We start from the raw sequence: 17,214 nt of genomic DNA on the forward strand, positions 1-17,214 counted from the left end.
CAGGGCGTGTCAGGATCCTATGACCTGGATCACGGCGGCACGCACCTGGGGATAGTGAACCTGTTCGTGACTCGCAAAGCCGGCGAGTTTACGCGCCTTTGCCTGACTTAGCGCAGGACTGACGATGCCACACAGAAAACGTGTGGCCAGGTCAGCGTCCAGCTTTCTGGGCGGTTTCGCTGCGCTCAGCGCGTCGCTGAGCTCCGTCAACCAGCCATGCAAGGTTTGCTCATCGGCAGGCAGCGTCGGCGAGGCGGCGCTCAGGCTCGCCCGCTCTCCGCGGCAGGCCGAGCAATGTCCGCACGCCCTTGGCGCGTCGCTATCTCCGAACCAGTCCGCAAGACCAGCGCTGATGCAGGTGGTGGATTCGAACAGCGCCAGCATGGCCTCCAGGCGCTGAAGCTCCATGTCGGCACGGGTCACGAACTGCTGATGGAGTTCGCTGGCCAGATGCTGGGAGTCCACGTCGGACAGGACGCTATACACCTCAGTGATCTGCTTGCTCTCGAGACGAATCCACTGTTGCTGGTCGAGATAGTCCAGCGCCTTCAGCACTCTTGCCCGGGAGGTGTCCAGGCCTCGCGCCTGGCCAAGCTGGTACAGGCGTTCAAAGTCCAGGCGATACCAGCTGCGCCCCTTGTCGGACGCCTCGATGATGGCGGACAGGAAAGCGCCTCTTTCTCCAGGGAAGCGAGCGAGAAGCGCTTCCTGCTCAATCTCGAGGCGAAAACGGTACTCGGCAAAATAGCTGTGGCTGGCGCGGATGATGCCCATCAGCTCTAGCTTGACCAATAGCGTCTTCAGCGGCAGTTCGCGAATATCCGTCTGACGCGATAATGCATTGAGCGATAGCTCCCAGGCACCCGGCGCCGCCGCCAGATCATCCAGTACCGCCTGGATGCCTGCCCGGGGTGGTACATCGCCATGGACGAAGTTCTCGAGCACAGGGAGGCTTTCTCGCCCGGCGAGCATCAGGCACTCGGCGCGGGCACCGTCGCGGCCTGCTCGACCAATTTCCTGACTGTAGTTTTCAATGGATTTGGGCAGGTCGAAGTGCACGACGCAGCGAATGTCTGACTTGTCGATGCCCATACCGAAGGCAATCGTGGCAACGATGATCGGTAACTGGCCTGACATGAACGCCGCTTGAAGCTGGGCACGGGTGTCTGCGTCCAGGCCCGCGTGGTAGGCCGTCGCTTCCAGGCCGGCGGCCTTGAGATAGGCAGCGAGCCGCTGTGCACTTTGCTGTAGCGTGACATAGATGACGGTGCTGCCATGTTCCCCATGGGCCTGGTCGCGCTGGGCGATCAGCCAGCGGGCAAGATATCGGGGCCGTTCATCGGCGGGCACGGGAGCGATGGTGAGGTCGAGGTTCGCGCGATAAAGGCCCGTGGTGATCACGTCTTCACGGGCAATGGAAAACGCGGCCCGCATGTCGTCAATCACCTTGGGCGTGGCGGTAGCGGTCAGCAGCAGCACCTGAGGGATGCCGAATTCATGACGGTAGTGCGGCAGCTTCTGGTAGTCGGGTCTGAAGTTGTGTCCCCATTCCGACAGGCAGTGCGCTTCATCAATGACCAGTAACGATACCCGTACGTCCTGCAAGAAGTGGCGAAAGCGCTCATTCTTCAAACGCTCGACCGATACCATCAGCACACGCAGGTGGCCCGATCGAGCCGCCGACATGACTTGCTGCGTTTGCTCTGGCGATTGACTGGAGTCGATGCTGGCAGCAGCGATACCGCGCTGTTGCAAGGACGCGAGCTGGTCTTGCATCAGCGCCAGTAGCGGCGACACGACCAGCGTCAGATGAGGAAGGTGCAGGGCGGGTAACTGATAGCACAGTGACTTGCCGGAGCCGGTAGGGAAAATGGCGGCAGCGCTGCGACCCGCGATAAGGGCGTTGATCGTCTCGCGCTGGCCGGGACGAAACTCACGATATCCAAAGACCGATGCCAAGGTGTCATCGATGCGGGGAGAGGCAGAAGGCAATATGGGTAGTCTCTAATATGTGGCCTTGTCACCCAGCGGACAGGGAGGGGTGACGCGGCGGTATTCGCAGGGTGACAGGCTACCGTGTTGTGGGCCGGGGATGAAGTACAGGTTGGCAGCCGGCCCACAGCGGTGACACCGTGGGAACACGCTGGGTGACACTCGCTAGCGTACAGAAAGGGCCGAGGGTTAATCGCTACGCTGTGGGCTCCAGCGCTGGATGACCCGGTTTCGCCCCTGCTGTTTCGCCTCTACCAGATTGGCGTGCACCTGCTGCATCAGTTGCGCGCCGGTGACTCCTCGCTGATAGTCACTGACCCCTACGCTGACCGTTACCTTGTGCCGGCCGATACCGAAGTCATGGCGTGAGATGTTCTCGCGCAGGCGCTCCGCCAGCTCGCGCCCCCGGCCGGCGGGGGTCATGGGCAGCAGCAGGGCGAATTCATCGCTGCCCATGCGCGCCAGATAGTCCTCCTGACGCAGCTGGCTGGAGGCCAGCGCGGCGATCTGGCAGAGCACTCGGTCGCCCAGCCCCCGCCCCCAGGTGTCGTTGATCAGGGCGAAATGGTCCAGGTCGACGAACAGCAGGGATAACGGCACGCCGTGGCGGTTGGACATGGACGCTGCCTTATCCAGTTGGCTGACCAGCGAGCGCCGATTGGCCAGTCCTGTCAGCTCATCGGTACCAGAGAGGTAGCGCAGGCGCTGCTCTTCCGCGACTTGATCTTCGATGTCGATGAGCAGCCCATGCCACAGGATGCTGTCGTCACTGCGCTCGGGCAGGGCCTCCAGGGAATACCAGTGGGGGTTGAGTTCACCCACGGGCAGGCGCAGCCGAGTGGACACGGGAGACAGCCAATGGGCGGAATGCTCGATGGCGCGGATGAATTCCCCGTAGGCTTCTCCCAGCAGGTCGCCGAGGCGCTGGCGCACGTCATTGGCAGTGGCCAGGGGAGCGAGCCGTCGGGTCATCGGGTCGTCGCCGGTCAAGGCAGGAAGCTGCAGACGACCCCTGGCGTCACGTTGAAGAGTGAAGAGCACGCCGGGTACGCGCTGTAGGCAAGCAAGACGCTGCGCATCGGCATGCGTCTTGGTCGCGGAAGTGTTAGCGCAGTCATCCATGGTCAGGCAGTCCTTGGCCGCAGGAAGAGTGATCAACCCGAGGTATCGGGCTTAACTAACCATCTTAAGGGCTAGCCGAAAGGGGTATATCAGCCTTAAGGGCTAAGAAAAAACGACGTTTTTCTGCTTTTACAGGTATGCAGTATCTGGATGCTGCGGGCGCCTGTGACAAATGTGTATGTAATACATTGTGTTACAGGAACTTCTTGCGCCGATGACGCGCGCTCTAAAAAGGCTCGCCAGCGCCATGTCGGCTGTGCTGTTGCAGTAGTCACTAGGCACGTTCTCGTGCTCCGTCCTTCCTAAGGCTTAGGTAAGAGGAATGAGGTGATGGGCTGCAGCCTGTGCCAATTGATGTCCCAGGCGTTCAAGTGGATCGCCACCGTGGCGCCAGAAATGCCAGAACAGCGGCACATCGAGATACCAGCCGTCGACCACGTCGACCAGCGTTCCCTCGGCCAGCTCTCGCCGGGCTTGAATGTCCGGCACCAGACCAAAGCCCAGACCCGCCTTGGCCAGTCCTATGAATCCCTCGACGCTGGCACAGCGATGGTGAGGGAAGGGCCCGGTGACGCCCTGGGCATCCAGAAAACGGTGCTGAAGCTGGTCGTTGGGGCCAAAGATGATGGCCGGGCAGTGCTGCAACGCCTCTGCGGTAGCGCCTTGAGGACAATGGCGCGCAAGAAAGTCGGGGCTCGCCAGCGCTCGGTAGCGCATGGCACCGAGTGAAATGAGGCGTGCTCCCTGTACAGGGGTTTCGCTGGCACACAGGCAGGCGGCGACTTCCCCCTTGCGCATGCGCTCAAGCCCCACGTCCTGGTCTTCAATGACCAAATCGAGGGTGATGGCCTGATGCTTGAGATAGTCGCCCACCGCCTGGGGCCACCAGGTCGCCAGGCTATCGGCGTTGATGGCGATGCGCAGCTGTCGATAGCCGACGGTCAGTGAGGGGGCCTCCTCGACAAGCTCTGCCTCAAGTAGGCGAACCTGCTGGACGTGGTTGAGCAGGCGCCGGCCCAGCCCGGTGGGGGTAGGGGGCGTGCCGCGGATCAGTACGGGCTGTCCCAGACGTGCTTCCAATAGCTTGACGCGCTGTGAGACGGCGGACTGTGTCAGTCCCAGCGCTCGGGCGGCGCGTTCAAAACCCTGATGCTCAAGCACCGCGGCGAGGGCATTCAATAACTTGTAGTCGAGCATGGGTCGCCCTGGAAGCGTCGCTGCCTAATTAGAATTTCTAATGAGGTAGTTGGATAAGTTGTTTCTCTAATTCTAGCGCGCTCCTTATTCTTGTCCACCTGGGTGGCTTGCACCCGGACCTGTATGGCTTTCGTTGCCCGGCATGCCGGCCTTGTCGCGCCCCGCCTTGCTTGACGTGGCGATGGATGTGATCAGCGGTGTTGCCCTTGATAAAGGAGTTTTTGGCATGTGGTTGTCAGTGTTGCAAGGCGTGGTAACTGGCGCAGGCTTGATCATCGCGATTGGCGCGCAGAACGCCTTTGTCCTGGCCAAGGGGCTTCGCCGCCAGCACATCTGGTGGGTTGCCGGCATCTGCGCCCTGTGCGATGCGCTATTGATCGGTCTGGGGGTTCTCGGGCTCGGCGCACTGATTGCCCAAAGCGAGGGAGCGATGTGGCTGGCGCGTATTGGAGGTGCAGGGTTCCTGGTCTGGCAGGCGTGGCTGGCCTTCAAGCGCGTCATGCACCCGCGAGGGCTGGAAGCCAGCAGGGACGCCAGCACCACGTTAGGCAGTGTGATTGTGGCCACCTTGGCAGTGACGCTGCTGAATCCCCAGGTGTATCTCGACACCCTGGTGATGCTGGGAGCCATCGGCTCACTGCAGGACAGCCCGTTGGGCTTCTACATGGGGGCGACCATGGCATCGTTCACCTGGTTTTTCGGATTGGTAGCACTGGCCCGTGCGCTGGCGCCTCGGTTGACCAGTCCACGCGCCTGGCAATGGGTCGATGGCGCTATCGCGGCGGTGATGCTGTTGGTGGCGTGGCAGATCCTCACCCTGCATCCCGCCTAGGGCTTGTACGAAAAGTGCCTGCGCTTGGTGATACGGCGTTAAAAATCGGCTGGTGCGCCAGCCCGGTCAAAATGCTCATTTACACCTCGTAAACTGCGCTTTCTCACCGATTTTTGCCTTGTCTCACCTTCGCTCGTCGACTTTTCGGACAAAGCCCAGTGCCAGGTCGTCAACTGTCAGCGTTTCATGACGGCCTGTCACGCTAGCGTTACGCAGGGCCTGTGCAAGGTCGAGGGCTGTCAGGCCAGCGCTACACCCCGCGGCTCTTCAGGGGAGCCTGGGCAGCCACACAGCTGGCAGCCCGCCGCTCGGAGGCATGTGGCTCGGAGGAGGGGGCGCCTAGGATAGATGCATGGGTTCGGCTCTTACGGACACCACCATGACACTATCGGAGGCACACATGACCGCAGTAGCTCCCATCGACATACATAACCCTATCGGCACCCATGGTTTCGAGTTCGTTGAGTACAGTGCTCCCGACGCGGAAGGAATAGCGGCCTTACGTGAGCTGTTCGTGGCGATGGGATTCACGGAGACCCGGCGCCACCGCAGCAAAGGCGTCAGTCTGTTCCAGCAAGAGGGCGTCAATTTTGTACTGAACGCGGAACCTGACAGCCATGCGGCGCGCTTCGCCCAGCAGCATGGGCCCGGTGCTTGCGCCATGGCATGGAAGGTCGCTGATGCCCGACAGGCGCTGGATTACGCGGTGGAACAAGGCGCGCGTCCCGTCGATGTTCCGGTGGGGCCTGGGGAAGTGGGTATTCCTGCCGTGGAGGGAATTGGAGGTTCGCTGCTCTACTTTGTCGACGAGCGAACCGATGAGCACAACAGAACCATCTACGACATTGACTTCGACGCCATCGAGGGGCGCTCAGCCAATGACAATAGCGTCGGTCTGCGCTACCTCGACCATCTGACTCACAATGTGGAGCGGGGGCAGATGGATCCGTGGGCAGATTTCTATACCCGGATCGCCAACTTTCGTGAGAATCGCTACTTCGATATCGAGGGCAAGAAGACCGGATTGCATTCCCGGGCCATGACAGCTCCCTGCGGCAAGATGCATATTCCGATCAATGAATCAGCCGACGATAACTCCCAGATCGCCGAGTTCATTCGCGAGTACAAGGGGGAGGGCATTCAACACCTGGCGATGGCGACAGAGGATATCTACGCCACGGTGCGAGCCCTCAGGGCCAACGGCATTCGCTTCCTGTCCACACCGGATACTTACTACGAAAAGGTCGATGTGCGCGTGCCCAATCACGAAGAGCAGGTAGAGGACCTGCGTGAACTGAGCCTGTTGATCGATGGCGGGCCTGATCAGGGCGTGCTGTTGCAGATCTTCACCGAGACAGTGATTGGCCCGGTTTTCTTCGAGATCATTCAGCGCAAGGGCAACGACGGCTTCGGTGAGGGCAACTTCAAAGCGCTGTTTGAATCCATCGAGGAAGACCAGATCCGCCGAGGTGTACTCGACGCCGATTGAGCACAAGGCAGGAGCGTTATCGTCGAGGCTGGTGTGCCGTCAACCGGGATAGACGGCGTTGGCAGCCAGCCGCGACGATGACGGGCCTGCCCAAGCGCGACAAAATCCGTCACAATGGCGGGCTGGCCTCCACCCTGATTCGGCCACAGGCTGATGTGGAGGACGCCACCGCCATGGTGGGCAAACAATAGTGCGCAAGCGATCTCTGGTGATTCATGACAACCAACGAACCCTCTCGTACTCAGTGGCTTGGCCGCTGGGGCTTCGTTCTGGCCGCTACCGGCTCTGCCGTCGGTCTGGGCAATATCTGGAAGTTCCCCTACATGACCGGAGAGTATGGCGGAGGGGCCTTTGTACTGGTCTACCTGGCCTGCATCTTGTGCGTCGGCGTGCCCATCATGATGACCGAGATTGCGCTCGGTCGTCGTGGTCGAGGTAGTCCCATCGATGCCATTCGGCGCGTTGTCACCGAGTCGGGCCGTAGCTCTGGCTGGTCGTTGCTGGGCTGGATGGCGATGCTCTGTGGCTTCATGATCCTGTCGTTTTATGTGGTCGTCGCGGGCTGGTCCTTTGCCTATTTGTGGAAGATGGTCTCCGGTGGCCTGGCCGGGTCCAGCGTCGACGATATGGCGGCGATTTTCGGTGCCAATAACGCCAATCCTTTCACTCTTGGCGCCTGGAGTACGTTGGTGACGGTCGCCACCATGGTGATTGTGGGCAAGGGCGTGCAGCAAGGCATCGAAAGAAGCGTGGGTTGGATGATGCCGGGGATGGTGATCATGCTGCTGGTCATGATCATTTACGGCATGTTCTCCGGAGGTTTCGGTCAGGCCGTCAATTTCCTGTTTGCCTTCAATGCCTCCAGTCTGTCTAGCGAGGGCATGCTGGCGGCCATGGGCCATGCCTTTTTCACCCTGTCCCTGGCCTCCGGTGCCATTCTGACCTATGGCAGCTACCTGCCGCGTCGCGCCTCCATCGGCCGCACCACCCTGACGGTGGCTATTGCCGACACGCTGGTGGCGTTAATGGCTGGCCTGGCGATCTTCCCCGTCATCTTCGCCAATGGCATGGAGCCCAACAGCGGGCCGGGGCTGATCTTCATGAGCCTCCCATTGGCCTTTCAGGCGATGCCGCTCGGCACGCTCTTCGGCATACTGTTCTTTATCATGCTGTCCATGGCCGCCCTGACATCGTCCATCTCCATGGTCGAGGCAACCGTGTCATGGCTTGCCGATAACAAGGGGGTCAGCCGTAAGGCTGCCGCCTGGGGGACCGGCATTGTGCTATGGGTGATCAGTACCTTGGCGATGCTCTCTTTCAACGTTGGCGCCGACTGGACGCTGGCAGGCAAGCACTTCTTTGACTGGCTTGACTACCTGACATCGCGACTGATGATGCCGCTGGGTGGTCTTGGCATGGCGCTGCTGGCTGGCTTCGTACTCAAGAGTCAGGCGGTGAAGGACGAGTTGAATCTGCCGGCCGGCATCTACGCGCTGTGGCTGTTCATGGTGCGTTACGTGAGCCCGCTGGCCATCCTGGTGATCTTTGTGGATGCGCTGGGCCTGGTGGCCGTGGACTTCGGTGCCCACTGGCTGTGGCTGGTACTGATTCTGCTGGTCCTGACCCTGGCCGGTGAACTGGTAAGCCCGAGGCTGCGTCGCAGCTTGCAGACCAGCGACTAGGGCTTGTACGAAAAGTGCCTGCGCTTGGTGATACGGCGTTAAAAATCGTCTGGTGCGCCAGCCCGGTCAAAATGCTCATTTACACCTCGTAAACTGCGCTTTCTCAACGATTTTTGCCTTGTCTAACCTTCGCTCGTCGACTTTTCGGACAAAGCCCAGACAACGCTCACACGTCGCAGCCATTTGCGGCATGAGCACAAGTCGCCGTGACGTGTCAGTCGTCGCGGCGTCTTTCGTTTTAAAGGGAGTAAGGGAATAAGAACTGGATGATTGATTCCATTATGGCATAATGGCGCCTTGTCGCCGTCCGTATGTTCTGACGTTGGAGTCGCATCCCATGAGTCACAATCCCTTGCCGAATCGAAGCCCGTTCCCGGCAGGCAGCGTCAGTCTGGTAGGGGCTGGGCCCGGCGATCCTGAATTGTTGACGCTGCGAGCGTGGCGGCGGATAGGCGAGGCCGAGGTCGTCTTGCATGATCGTCTGGTGAGTCCGGAGATCCTCGAGCTGGTGCCGGAGACGGCTGAGCGCTACTACGTCGGCAAAGCGCGCTCGGATCACAGTCTGCCTCAGGAAGACATCAATCTGGCGCTGGTCAAGTGGGCCCGCGAGGGCAAGCGCGTGGTCAGGCTGAAGGGGGGCGATCCCTTTATCTTCGGGCGAGGCGGTGAGGAGCTTGAAACGCTGGTGGAGGCTGGGGTGACGGTCGAGGTGGTGCCCGGCATCACGGCGGCCTCCGGATGCAGCGCCTACGCAGGCATCCCGCTGACCCATCGTGACCATGCTCAGTCGGTGCGGTTCATCACCGGGCATCTCAAGGAGGGCGGCTGCGAGCTGGATTGGCGGGCTCTCGCCAGTCCCGGGCAGACGCTGGTGTTCTATATGGGACTGGGCAGTCTTGAGCATATCAGCCATGGGCTTGGGGCAGCAGGACTGGCGTCTGACACGCCGGTAGCGCTGGTAGAGCAGGGCACTACCCAACGTCAGCGCGTCCATCTGACCTGTCTGGGTGATTTGCCGACATTGAACGATCGGGATATTATTCGTCCGCCCACCTTGATTATTGTTGGTAGCGTTGTGTCGCTGCACAAACAATTAGCCTGGTTCGATAATGCGCAAGCGGGGAGTAGTGGGTGGATGCATGGCAAGCATCCGTCGCCCCGGGAACGCTCGGATTGAGCGCGCGCCTTTGCTGGAGATGTCGCACCAGGCAACGAACCCCGCGCATCGCGGGCTAGCTGAGGTCAAGATGATGTTCTCCCATTTGCGTAAACGTCGACGCTTTGCGCGATCGACCCAGGCCGCCTGGGCGGCCGCTATCCTGCTGTCGATAACGTCACTGACCAGTGACCCGGCGATGGCCAGAGATGACGGCGATGTCGCCTCCCAGCGTGGCCAAGCGTCGTTCTACAGTGATCGGTTCCAGGGGCGTCGCACGGCCAGTGGCGACACCTTCGACCAGCAAGCTCTTACCGCCGCCCATCGAAGCCTGCCTTTTGGTACCAAGGTGTTGGTGACTCGCCGGGACACGGGGCAGAGTGTGGAAGTGGAGATCAATGATCGCGGCCCCTTCGTCAAGGGACGCGTGATAGATCTCTCCAAGCAGGCAGCACGTCAGCTTGGCATGTTGAAACGCGGTACCGCGCCGGTCCTTTTGACCTACCTTCCCTGAGTGGTAACAGGGCGCTTTGGCCAGCAACGCCACAGCATCTCCCAGGGGTCACAAGCGCCGGCACGTCGTTGAAGTCGCTAAGTCGTCAAATGAGAAGGCCCGCCTGTTGGATATGTGTTCAACGGGCGGGCCTTCTTGCGTTTGTGCGGGTGACGCCAGTCTAGCGACCGTTGACTGGCTTGCCGGCGATCTGGTCGTGGAATTCTCTCTGCCAGCGGCTTAGCAAGGCGCGACGCTTGAGGTCATCCAGCGTGGCCAGCAGGCCGGGGCTGAGCGGCGTAGGACGCAGGCCTTCCGGCTGCGCGCGGCGCAATGCATTGGCGGTGCCTGGGCCGTCGAGCTCCGGGTGCAACGCCCCCAGCTCGTTGGCCTCAGCGATCACGCGTTGTCCGTGGCTGCCCAGCAGGTAATCGATGAAACGGCGCGCTGCTGAGGGGTGGGGGGCCTGGCGAGGGGCAAAGGCCAGTCGCCGGATCACCAACGCGTAATCGTCGGGGATCACCATGCGCAGCGAGGGACTAGCGGCGACGCTTTCTCTGGCGTAGCTGCCGAGCACGTTGTAGCCGATGTCAAAGCGCCCGTCGGCCAGGCCATCCAGCATGCTGCTGGTGGTGTCCACCAGCTGGGTGTCGGCACGCCCAAGTGCCGCTACCAGATCCCAATAGCGGGGTGACAGGCGTGACTCCTCAATGGCATAGGTATAGCCGGCACCCGCGCTGACGGGGCTGTAGGTAACGACTCGCCCTTGCAGGGCGTCGGACTGTTCCACCAGCAGGCTGAGCAGGTCGGCATGGCTGTTGATTGGGCCAACGCGCTCTTCAAGGGCCCGACTGACAACCATGACGATGGGCTCGAACGTGAAGGCGAAGAGTTCGTGGCGCCATTTGGCGTCGCTGGGCCAGCGTCGCGTCGTGGGGGTTTCGATGCTTTGCGCGTGACCCGCGTTGACCAGCAGGTATTGCCACGGCATCGCGGACGAAATCACCACGTCGGCCTCTGCGGGCGCATCGAGAAAACGCTGATGCACGTCCAGGGTGGAGAAGTTGCGGTAGGTAATGTCGTACTGCGGGTGACGCTGGTGGAAGTCCTCGAGCAGCGGCATGGCGTACGGAATGTCGAGTGCCGCGTGAATGATCAGGGGCACGCCTTCATCCGTCTTTGCTGCAAAATGCGCCTGCTCGTGAGGGGGCAGGGGCTGCTGGGGAGTCTCGTCCTGCTGCGCCATCGCCGAACTGACGACCCCCGCGAGGCCAAGCAGCAGCACGGCGCCCAGACGGCGCCAGGAGGATGAGGCGTAGCGGGACAGCGTCATGATAGCGAGTGCCTTGTCGTCACCGGTGGGTCGTCGGGCGTTACCGTGGCCTGGAATTCCATGCTCACGCTAAGGCCGGGAGAAGGTGCAGTGCCGCCATCGGCCAGGGTTAGCCTGGCACCATGGGTCCTGGCAATACCGTCCACAATCGCCAGGCCAAGGCCTGAGCCTTCGCCGGATTGCTGGCCGCGATGGAATGGGCGCAGCGCCAGTAGCCGCCGTTCGCTGGGGATGCCGGGGCCGTCGTCCACTACCGACAGGGTGGGGGGTGTATCGGTAACGACGATCGTGACGTGGCGAGCGCCATAGCGGCAGGCGTTGTCGATAAGGTTGGCCAGCGCCTCGCCTAGCTGCCAGTCCAGGGCGAGCACCGTGACCTCCCCTTCAGGGGCATCAAGGCCCAGGTCCACGCCGCTGCGCTGGCAGCGTTGCCAGTGGGTCATCACGGCCTCGCGGGCTACCTGCACCAGTCCTGTGGGCGTCAGTTGGGGCTGGTACTCAGGGTTGTCCAGGCGGGTCAGCGACAGCAGCTGCATGGCGAGTCGCGATGCGCCTTGGCTGGTGGCATGCATGGCGCTCAAGGCAGTCCGCCAGGCCTGCGGATCAGTCTGACGCAAGGCCAGCTCGGCGCGGGCGGAAAGGCCTGCAAGAGGGGTGCGCAGTTGGTGGGAGGCATCGCCGATGAACCGCTCCTGATTGGCCTTGACGCGGCGCATGCGAGCCAGCAGTTCGTTGACCGTGTCCCTCAACTCGGCCAGCTCCCGTGGCAACGCAAGCTCCAGGGGGGCCAGCGTGCGCGGGTCTCGGCTTCTGATCTGGCGTCGAAGCTTGGTCAGCGGTTCCAGCGCAAGGCGTATGGCAACGATCAGGGCGGCGACGGACAGCACCGCCACCGCCAGCAGGTAGGCCAGACTTTGACGGAAGAGCTCCTGGCTGAGTGCGTCACGACCCTCCAGGGTGTGGGCGACCCGGATTTCATAGGGTTCTCTCAGGCGCCAATCCTCCAGGCGCGAGCGCCGCACGCCCAGACGCATCGGCATACCATTCCAGCTGATGTTGGCGTAGCCCATGTCGCTGGCACGACGACCGCTGAGATCGATGCCGGGCAGGTCAGCGTTGCCGGTGACGTGATCACCGCGGGCGTCCACCAGACGATAGAACACCCGCTCATCATGTTGAGTGGCCAGCATCTCGAGAGCCGCTGGTGGCAGGTCGAGCCAGAGTCGGTCTTCCTGCCACTGGGCTTGCTCGGCGATAGCCAGGGTCGCGGCATCCAGCAGTCTGTCGAAGGCACGATCTGCCGTCTGGCGCGCATCGAGCCAGGCGCGCCAGAGCACCACGGTACCCACCAGCAGCATGGGCAGCAGCAGCCAGGTCAGAAGTCGGCTGTGCAGGGAATCGCCTCTCATGAGGCTTCCAGCAGATAGCCCAGTCCTCGCACGGTACGCAGCGTCACCTGGTGGCCGTGAAGTCGCTTGCGTAGACGATGCACGTACACCTCGACGGCGTTGTCGCCCAGCTCCTCATCGCCAAAGGCTTCATGGACCAGGGTCGCCTTGTCCACCGGCTGGCCTGCATGGCGCATCAGACAGCCCAGCAGTCGCTGCTCGCGCGGGGGCAGGGCGAGCGCCTCGTCGCCCAGGGTGAAACGCTGCGCCAGGCTGTCAAAACCGAGTTCTCCCACGGTCATCAGCCCAGATGGCGCTCTGCGTCGCAGCAGCGCGCGCACTCTGGCCTCCAGCTCTTCCAGCGAGAAAGGCTTGGCAAGGTAGTCGTCCGCGCCAAGATCCAGCCCGCGAACTCGGTCTTCGACGGCCCCGCGAGCCGTGAGTATCAGCACAGGCGTGACGGTATCATGTGCCCTCAGGGCTTCGAGTACGTCGAGTCCTCCGCGCCCGGGCAGGTTGAGGTCAAGCAGGATCAATTCGTAGTCATGCTGTCGTTTCAGCAGGGTGTAGGCCGTATCACCGTTGTCCAGGTGGTGGACGTCTTGGCCGCCGATGCCCAGTGCATCGACCAATGTCTCAGCCAGCAATCTGTCGTCTTCCACCAGCAGCAGCGTCATCAGTGTCTCCCGTCATGATCATGTCCCGCGGTCAGTGCCTTGACCGCCTGATCCAGCCTGAGTGTGGCCTGATCTTCATTCACTCGCCCGTTGGGGCCGGATACGGCCAGCCACATGGCTGGCTGGTCCGCCAGCTCGAGAGGACGGCAGACCATGATTCCCCCTGGCATCTCCGCGCACGGGTCGCCGGGGGATGGCGCAGGCCATTGATGGCCTGGCAATAGATCGTGACGCAGGCTGTGGTCGGGCCGCGCCGCCAATCGGCATTGGACGATGCCATCGATCATCTCGAGCAAGCTGGCGGTTTCGCCAAGCTCGAGGGATAGCTCGTCAAGCCAAGGTTGTACCTGAGCAGCGAGCTCACGGCTGGGGGCATGTCTGCGGGCTAGTCGCACCGGCGCACTGCCGATCCGCCAACGACCATCGCTGCCACGTTGTGTGTAGTCGAAACGCTCAAGAGATGCCAGCAGTCGCAGCAGGGTGCTCTTGTAATAGCCCGTCGCCTCGGCGAGCTCTGCCAGGCTGAAACTCTCCTGGGGTGTATCGAAGACGTTCAGCACCGATAGGGCTCTTTCGACGGCTTCAACGCGATCCTGTGCCATGGCTGGGACATTCCTTTTGTGGCAATAACGCGATGCGTCTTGCATTCAACTTTGGTCGGAATTGTGCCTTTGCGCGTTGACCGCGGAACGGCACGGGCTTAGCTTTCCACCCAAGGGAACGGCATTCTGCCTTACAGAATTGTAAGCTAGGCGTCAGCTCCCAACAAGGACCTTTTTCAGACGTCATCCCGGCGTCAACCGTGACCAGATGTCATCAGCGGTGACATCGCTCACCCGACAACAACAGAGGGCTATCTCATGTCCATGAACACGCCAGTCAAATGGATTGCCATTGCTGCCATCACCGGCGCCGCCGGTTCTGCTGCCGCCTTTGAGCCAGAGGGCAAGGTGGAGTGTCTGGCGCCGGCGGATCCGGGTGGTGGCTGGGACTTCACCTGCCGCAGCGTCGGTACGGTGCTGGAGGAGCTGGATCTGGTGCCCCGTGGCGTCCAGACCGTCAACATGGCGGGCGCTGGCGGCGGTGTGGCTTACGCCCACACCGTGAGCAAGCGCGCAGGGGATGAGCAGCTGCTGGTGGCGGCATCGACCGCGACGACGACGCGTCTGGCCCAGGGCCAGTTCCCGGGCATGACCGCTGACATGGTCAACTGGGTCGGTGCGCTGGGTGCCGACTACGGCGTTATCGCGGTGAGTGCTGATAGCGAGTACCAGGACCTCAACGCCATCATGGAAGCGCTGAAGGAAGATCCCCGCTCGGTCAAGTTTGCAGGCGGTAGCGCCAAGGGTGGCTGGGATCACCTCAAGGTGTTGATCGCGGCACAGGCAGCTGGCGTCGAGAGCCTGCCGCGCATTCCGTACCTGTCCTACAACAACGGTGGCGAAGCCATGACTCAGGTCGTCGGTGGCCACGTCGACGCCTTCACCGGTGACATTACCGAAGCCCAGGGCTTTATGGAGTCCGGTGACCTGCGCGTCGTGGCGGTGCTGTCCGATGAGCGGCTGCCGGGGGAGTTCAGCGATATCCCGACCGCCAAGGAGCAGGGCATCGACGCGGTGGGCCCCAACTGGCGTGGCTTCTACATGCCGGCTGATATCTCCGACGACGCCAAGCAGTATTGGGTCGATGCCATGGACACCATTTACCAGAGCCAGGAGTGGAAGGACGTGATGGAAAGCAACGGCCTGATGCCTTTCCACATGAGCGCGGCGGAATTTGAAACCTTCGTCAAGGATCAGATCGCCGACATCAACCAGCTCTCCAAAGACATCGGGCTGATTCAGCAATGAGCATGTTCAACGACCGCATCTTCGGGGTCTTGATGATCGTCCTGGCCGTCGCGTACGGCTGGGGCGCTTCCCAGTTTCCCGAGCCGTTTGGTGGGGCCGAAGCGGTCGGCCCCGAGACCTTTCCCTACCTGCTGGCGGTAGTGCTGGGTCTTTCCAGCCTTTATATGGTGGTGCGCCCTGACCCGGACAATGCCTGGCCGTGGAGTCGTACGGGTGTCGAGCTGATCATCGCACTGGTTGTGCTGGTACTTTACGCCGGCCTGCTGCAGCCGTTGGGCTTTATCCTGTCGACGTTACTGGCGGTCGGTACCTTGTGCTGGCGCATGGGCGCGCGTCCCGGCAAGGCATACCTGGTGGGTGGTATCTCCGGTGTCGCGGTGTATCTGATCTTTAATTTTGCGCTGGACCTGCCCCTGCCTCTGGGCGTGCTGTCCTTCCTGGAGGTGGGCTGATGGAAACCCTTGGCTACCTGATCGATGGTTTTGGGGTCGCTCTCGCGCCTCATAACCTGATGTTTGCTCTGCTGGGTGCCTTTCTCGGTACCCTGATCGGGGCCCTGCCTGGACTTGGTCCGGCCAATGGCGTGGCGATCCTGATTCCGCTGGCGTTCACCCTTGGCTTGAAGCCGGAAACGGCCCTGATCATGCTGACCGCGGTATACGCCGGGGCTATGTATGGCGGGCGTATTTCATCGATCCTGTTGAATATTCCCGGTGACGAACCGGCCATGATGACCTGCCTCGATGGCTATCCCATGGCGCAGAAGGGCAAGGCGGCCGAGGCTCTGGCGATTTCTGCGGTGGCGTCCTTCATGGGCAGCCTGATCGCCACCGTGGGACTGATCCTGCTGGCACCGGTGCTGGCCGACTTCGCTCTGACCTTCGGACCTGCGGAGTATTTCGCCCTGTTCCTGCTGGCCTTTGCGACCCTGGGCGGCATCACTGGCAAGAACCCGATGAAGACCGTCGTGGCAGCCTGTATCGGTCTGATGATTGCGACGATCGGTATCGATAACACCGGTGTTCAGCGCTACACCTTCGGCACCCTGGAGCTGTTCGAGGGCGTCGACTTCATCATCGCCATCGTTGGCCTGTTTGCCATCTCGGAACTGCTGTTCTTTATCGAGGACCGTGTCGGTAAAGGTCAGAAGCTTATCAAGGTCAATAAGCTCAAGCTGAGCTGGGCAGACATCAAGGGCATCATGCCCTCGAGCATTCGCGGTGGCATCCTGGGCTTCATCGCTGGCGTGCTGCCAGGTGCCGGTGCCTCGTTGGGCAGCTTTATCGGCTACACCCTCGAGAAGAAGGTGGTGGGCAAGAAGGGCTACTTCGGTGAGGGCGACCCGCGCGGTGTGGCAGGCCCTGAAGCCGGTAACAACGGGGCTTCCAGCGGCGCCCTGGTGCCGATGTTGACCCTCGGTGTGCCGGGAAGCGGCACCACTGCGGTACTGCTGGCGCTGCTGATTTCCCTGAACATCACCCCTGGTCCGCTGATGTTCACCCAGAACGCCGATATCGTCTGGGGCGTCATCGCCGCGCTGCTGATCGGTAACTTCCTGCTGCTGGTGCTGAACATCCCGCTGGTGGGCATCTTCGTGAAGCTGCTATCGGTGCCGCCGATGTACCTGCTGCCGATCGTGACCATGGTGGCCTTCGTGGGGATCTACTCGATTTCCAACACCACCTTCGATCTGTACTTCATGGTGGCCTTTGGGGTCGGTGGCTATGTCCTGCGCAAGCTCGAGATACCTTTGGTACCGGTCATCCTGGGCTTGCTGCTGGGTCCGGAAATGGAGAAGAACCTGCGTCATGCCATGGATATCTCTGACGGTGACTGGACGATCCTGTGGGACAGCGGTCTGGCCATCGGTCTGTGGCTGTTCGCCGGTATTGGCCTGATCCTGCCGTATATCGTGGGTCCCATCCTCAGAAAGCGGATGGCGGTCAAGACGGCCCATACCACGCCGGGCGATTGAAGGGCAGAAAGAAGACACCCCGGTAGTG

At 61.6% G+C, this 17,214-nt stretch carries 15 protein-coding genes; 8 read left to right on the top strand and 7 right to left on the bottom strand.

Going from position 1 to position 17,214, the window contains the following annotated elements; all coding sequences use genetic code 11:
• Window positions 1–9 precede the first annotated feature (9 nt).
• From KUV41_RS10925 to KUV41_RS10935, 3 genes are all read right to left on the bottom strand, one after another.
• Window positions 10–1,992, bottom strand: coding sequence for an ATP-dependent DNA helicase RecQ (locus KUV41_RS10925; RefSeq protein ID WP_222486093.1), 1,983 nt, complete (start codon window positions 1,990–1,992; stop codon window positions 10–12).
• 189 nt (window positions 1,993–2,181) lie between these two features.
• Entirely contained in the window at window positions 2,182–3,114 is a 933-nt protein-coding gene (locus KUV41_RS10930) for a GGDEF domain-containing protein (protein ID WP_222486095.1), read from the bottom strand.
• 309 nt (window positions 3,115–3,423) lie between these two features.
• Window positions 3,424–4,311, bottom strand: coding sequence for a LysR family transcriptional regulator ArgP (locus KUV41_RS10935; protein ID WP_222486097.1), 888 nt, complete (start codon window positions 4,309–4,311; stop codon window positions 3,424–3,426).
• 226 nt (window positions 4,312–4,537) lie between these two features.
• Here KUV41_RS10935 and KUV41_RS10940 point away from each other — a divergent pair, with 226 nt between their 5' ends.
• From KUV41_RS10940 to KUV41_RS10960, 5 genes are all read left to right on the top strand, one after another.
• Window positions 4,538–5,143, top strand: a complete 606-nt coding sequence (locus tag KUV41_RS10940; protein ID WP_222486046.1) for a LysE/ArgO family amino acid transporter — start codon at window positions 4,538–4,540, stop codon at window positions 5,141–5,143.
• Window positions 5,144–5,543: 400 nt separating this feature from the next.
• Complete coding sequence (gene hppD, locus KUV41_RS10945; protein ID WP_222486099.1) at window positions 5,544–6,632, top strand: 4-hydroxyphenylpyruvate dioxygenase; 1,089 nt, start codon at window positions 5,544–5,546, stop codon at window positions 6,630–6,632.
• A gap of 215 nt (window positions 6,633–6,847) precedes the next feature.
• Entirely contained in the window at window positions 6,848–8,314 is a 1,467-nt protein-coding gene (locus tag KUV41_RS10950) for a sodium-dependent transporter (RefSeq protein ID WP_222486101.1), read from the top strand.
• A 337-nt stretch (window positions 8,315–8,651) separates the two neighbouring features.
• A complete protein-coding gene (gene cobA / locus KUV41_RS10955) occupies window positions 8,652–9,491 on the top strand; it encodes a uroporphyrinogen-III C-methyltransferase (RefSeq protein WP_206944694.1) in 840 nt (279 codons plus the stop codon).
• Between the two features lie 178 nt (window positions 9,492–9,669).
• Entirely contained in the window at window positions 9,670–9,984 is a 315-nt protein-coding gene (locus KUV41_RS10960) for a septal ring lytic transglycosylase RlpA family protein (RefSeq protein ID WP_224852091.1), read from the top strand.
• Between the two features lie 160 nt (window positions 9,985–10,144).
• Here the strand turns inward: KUV41_RS10960 and KUV41_RS10965 are convergent, their stop codons facing one another.
• From KUV41_RS10965 to KUV41_RS10980, 4 genes are read right to left on the bottom strand one after another with little or no spacing between them, the layout of a single operon-like run.
• Window positions 10,145–11,296, bottom strand: coding sequence for an ABC transporter substrate-binding protein (locus KUV41_RS10965; protein WP_261396014.1), 1,152 nt, complete (start codon window positions 11,294–11,296; stop codon window positions 10,145–10,147).
• Window positions 11,293–12,705, bottom strand: a complete 1,413-nt coding sequence (locus KUV41_RS10970; protein ID WP_206944693.1) for a sensor histidine kinase — start codon at window positions 12,703–12,705, stop codon at window positions 11,293–11,295. Before KUV41_RS10970 ends, KUV41_RS10965 begins: the two co-directional genes overlap by 4 nt.
• Window positions 12,702–13,361, bottom strand: coding sequence for a response regulator transcription factor (locus KUV41_RS10975; RefSeq protein WP_222239188.1), 660 nt, complete (start codon window positions 13,359–13,361; stop codon window positions 12,702–12,704). Before KUV41_RS10975 ends, KUV41_RS10970 begins: the two co-directional genes overlap by 4 nt.
• A complete protein-coding gene (locus KUV41_RS10980; RefSeq protein ID WP_222239189.1) occupies window positions 13,361–13,963 on the bottom strand; it encodes a helix-turn-helix domain-containing protein in 603 nt (200 codons plus the stop codon). Before KUV41_RS10980 ends, KUV41_RS10975 begins: the two co-directional genes overlap by 1 nt.
• Window positions 13,964–14,221: 258 nt before the next feature.
• On the opposite strand from KUV41_RS10980, the gene KUV41_RS10985 reads away from it, so the two are divergent.
• Genes KUV41_RS10985 through KUV41_RS10995 form a run of 3 tightly spaced genes read left to right on the top strand, consistent with a single transcriptional unit; the run spans window position 14,222 to window position 17,186 of the window.
• Complete coding sequence (locus tag KUV41_RS10985; protein WP_222163368.1) at window positions 14,222–15,211, top strand: Bug family tripartite tricarboxylate transporter substrate binding protein; 990 nt, start codon at window positions 14,222–14,224, stop codon at window positions 15,209–15,211.
• Entirely contained in the window at window positions 15,208–15,663 is a 456-nt protein-coding gene (locus KUV41_RS10990) for a tripartite tricarboxylate transporter TctB family protein (RefSeq protein ID WP_206944686.1), read from the top strand. Before KUV41_RS10985 ends, KUV41_RS10990 begins: the two co-directional genes overlap by 4 nt.
• Window positions 15,663–17,186, top strand: a complete 1,524-nt coding sequence (locus KUV41_RS10995; RefSeq protein WP_206944684.1) for a tripartite tricarboxylate transporter permease — start codon at window positions 15,663–15,665, stop codon at window positions 17,184–17,186. The genes KUV41_RS10990 and KUV41_RS10995 overlap by 1 nt, the downstream gene beginning before the upstream one ends.
• Window positions 17,187–17,214 lie beyond the last annotated feature (28 nt).

Source organism: Halomonas sp. DP8Y7-1 (genome assembly GCF_019801685.1).
Taxonomy (GTDB): Bacteria; Pseudomonadota; Gammaproteobacteria; order Pseudomonadales; family Halomonadaceae; genus Halomonas; species Halomonas litopenaei_A.

Coding starts and splice junctions, on each gene's coding strand:
- KUV41_RS10950 (WP_222486101.1), top strand. CDS start 6,848: ATGACAACCAACGAACCCTCTCGTACTCAGTGGCTTGGCCGCTGGGGC.
- KUV41_RS10930 (WP_222486095.1), bottom strand. CDS start 3,114: ATGGATGACTGCGCTAACACTTCCGCGACCAAGACGCATGCCGATGCG.
- KUV41_RS10960 (WP_224852091.1), top strand. CDS start 9,670: ATGGCCAGAGATGACGGCGATGTCGCCTCCCAGCGTGGCCAAGCGTCG.
- KUV41_RS10985 (WP_222163368.1), top strand. CDS start 14,222: ATGTCCATGAACACGCCAGTCAAATGGATTGCCATTGCTGCCATCACC.
- KUV41_RS10970 (WP_206944693.1), bottom strand. CDS start 12,705: ATGAGAGGCGATTCCCTGCACAGCCGACTTCTGACCTGGCTGCTGCTG.
- KUV41_RS10975 (WP_222239188.1), bottom strand. CDS start 13,361: ATGACGCTGCTGCTGGTGGAAGACGACAGATTGCTGGCTGAGACATTG.
- KUV41_RS10940 (WP_222486046.1), top strand. CDS start 4,538: ATGTGGTTGTCAGTGTTGCAAGGCGTGGTAACTGGCGCAGGCTTGATC.
- KUV41_RS10965 (WP_261396014.1), bottom strand. CDS start 11,296: ATGACGCTGTCCCGCTACGCCTCATCCTCCTGGCGCCGTCTGGGCGCC.
- hppD (WP_222486099.1), top strand. CDS start 5,544: ATGACCGCAGTAGCTCCCATCGACATACATAACCCTATCGGCACCCAT.
- cobA (WP_206944694.1), top strand. CDS start 8,652: ATGAGTCACAATCCCTTGCCGAATCGAAGCCCGTTCCCGGCAGGCAGC.
- KUV41_RS10990 (WP_206944686.1), top strand. CDS start 15,208: ATGAGCATGTTCAACGACCGCATCTTCGGGGTCTTGATGATCGTCCTG.
- KUV41_RS10935 (WP_222486097.1), bottom strand. CDS start 4,311: ATGCTCGACTACAAGTTATTGAATGCCCTCGCCGCGGTGCTTGAGCAT.
- KUV41_RS10980 (WP_222239189.1), bottom strand. CDS start 13,963: ATGGCACAGGATCGCGTTGAAGCCGTCGAAAGAGCCCTATCGGTGCTG.
- KUV41_RS10995 (WP_206944684.1), top strand. CDS start 15,663: ATGGAAACCCTTGGCTACCTGATCGATGGTTTTGGGGTCGCTCTCGCG.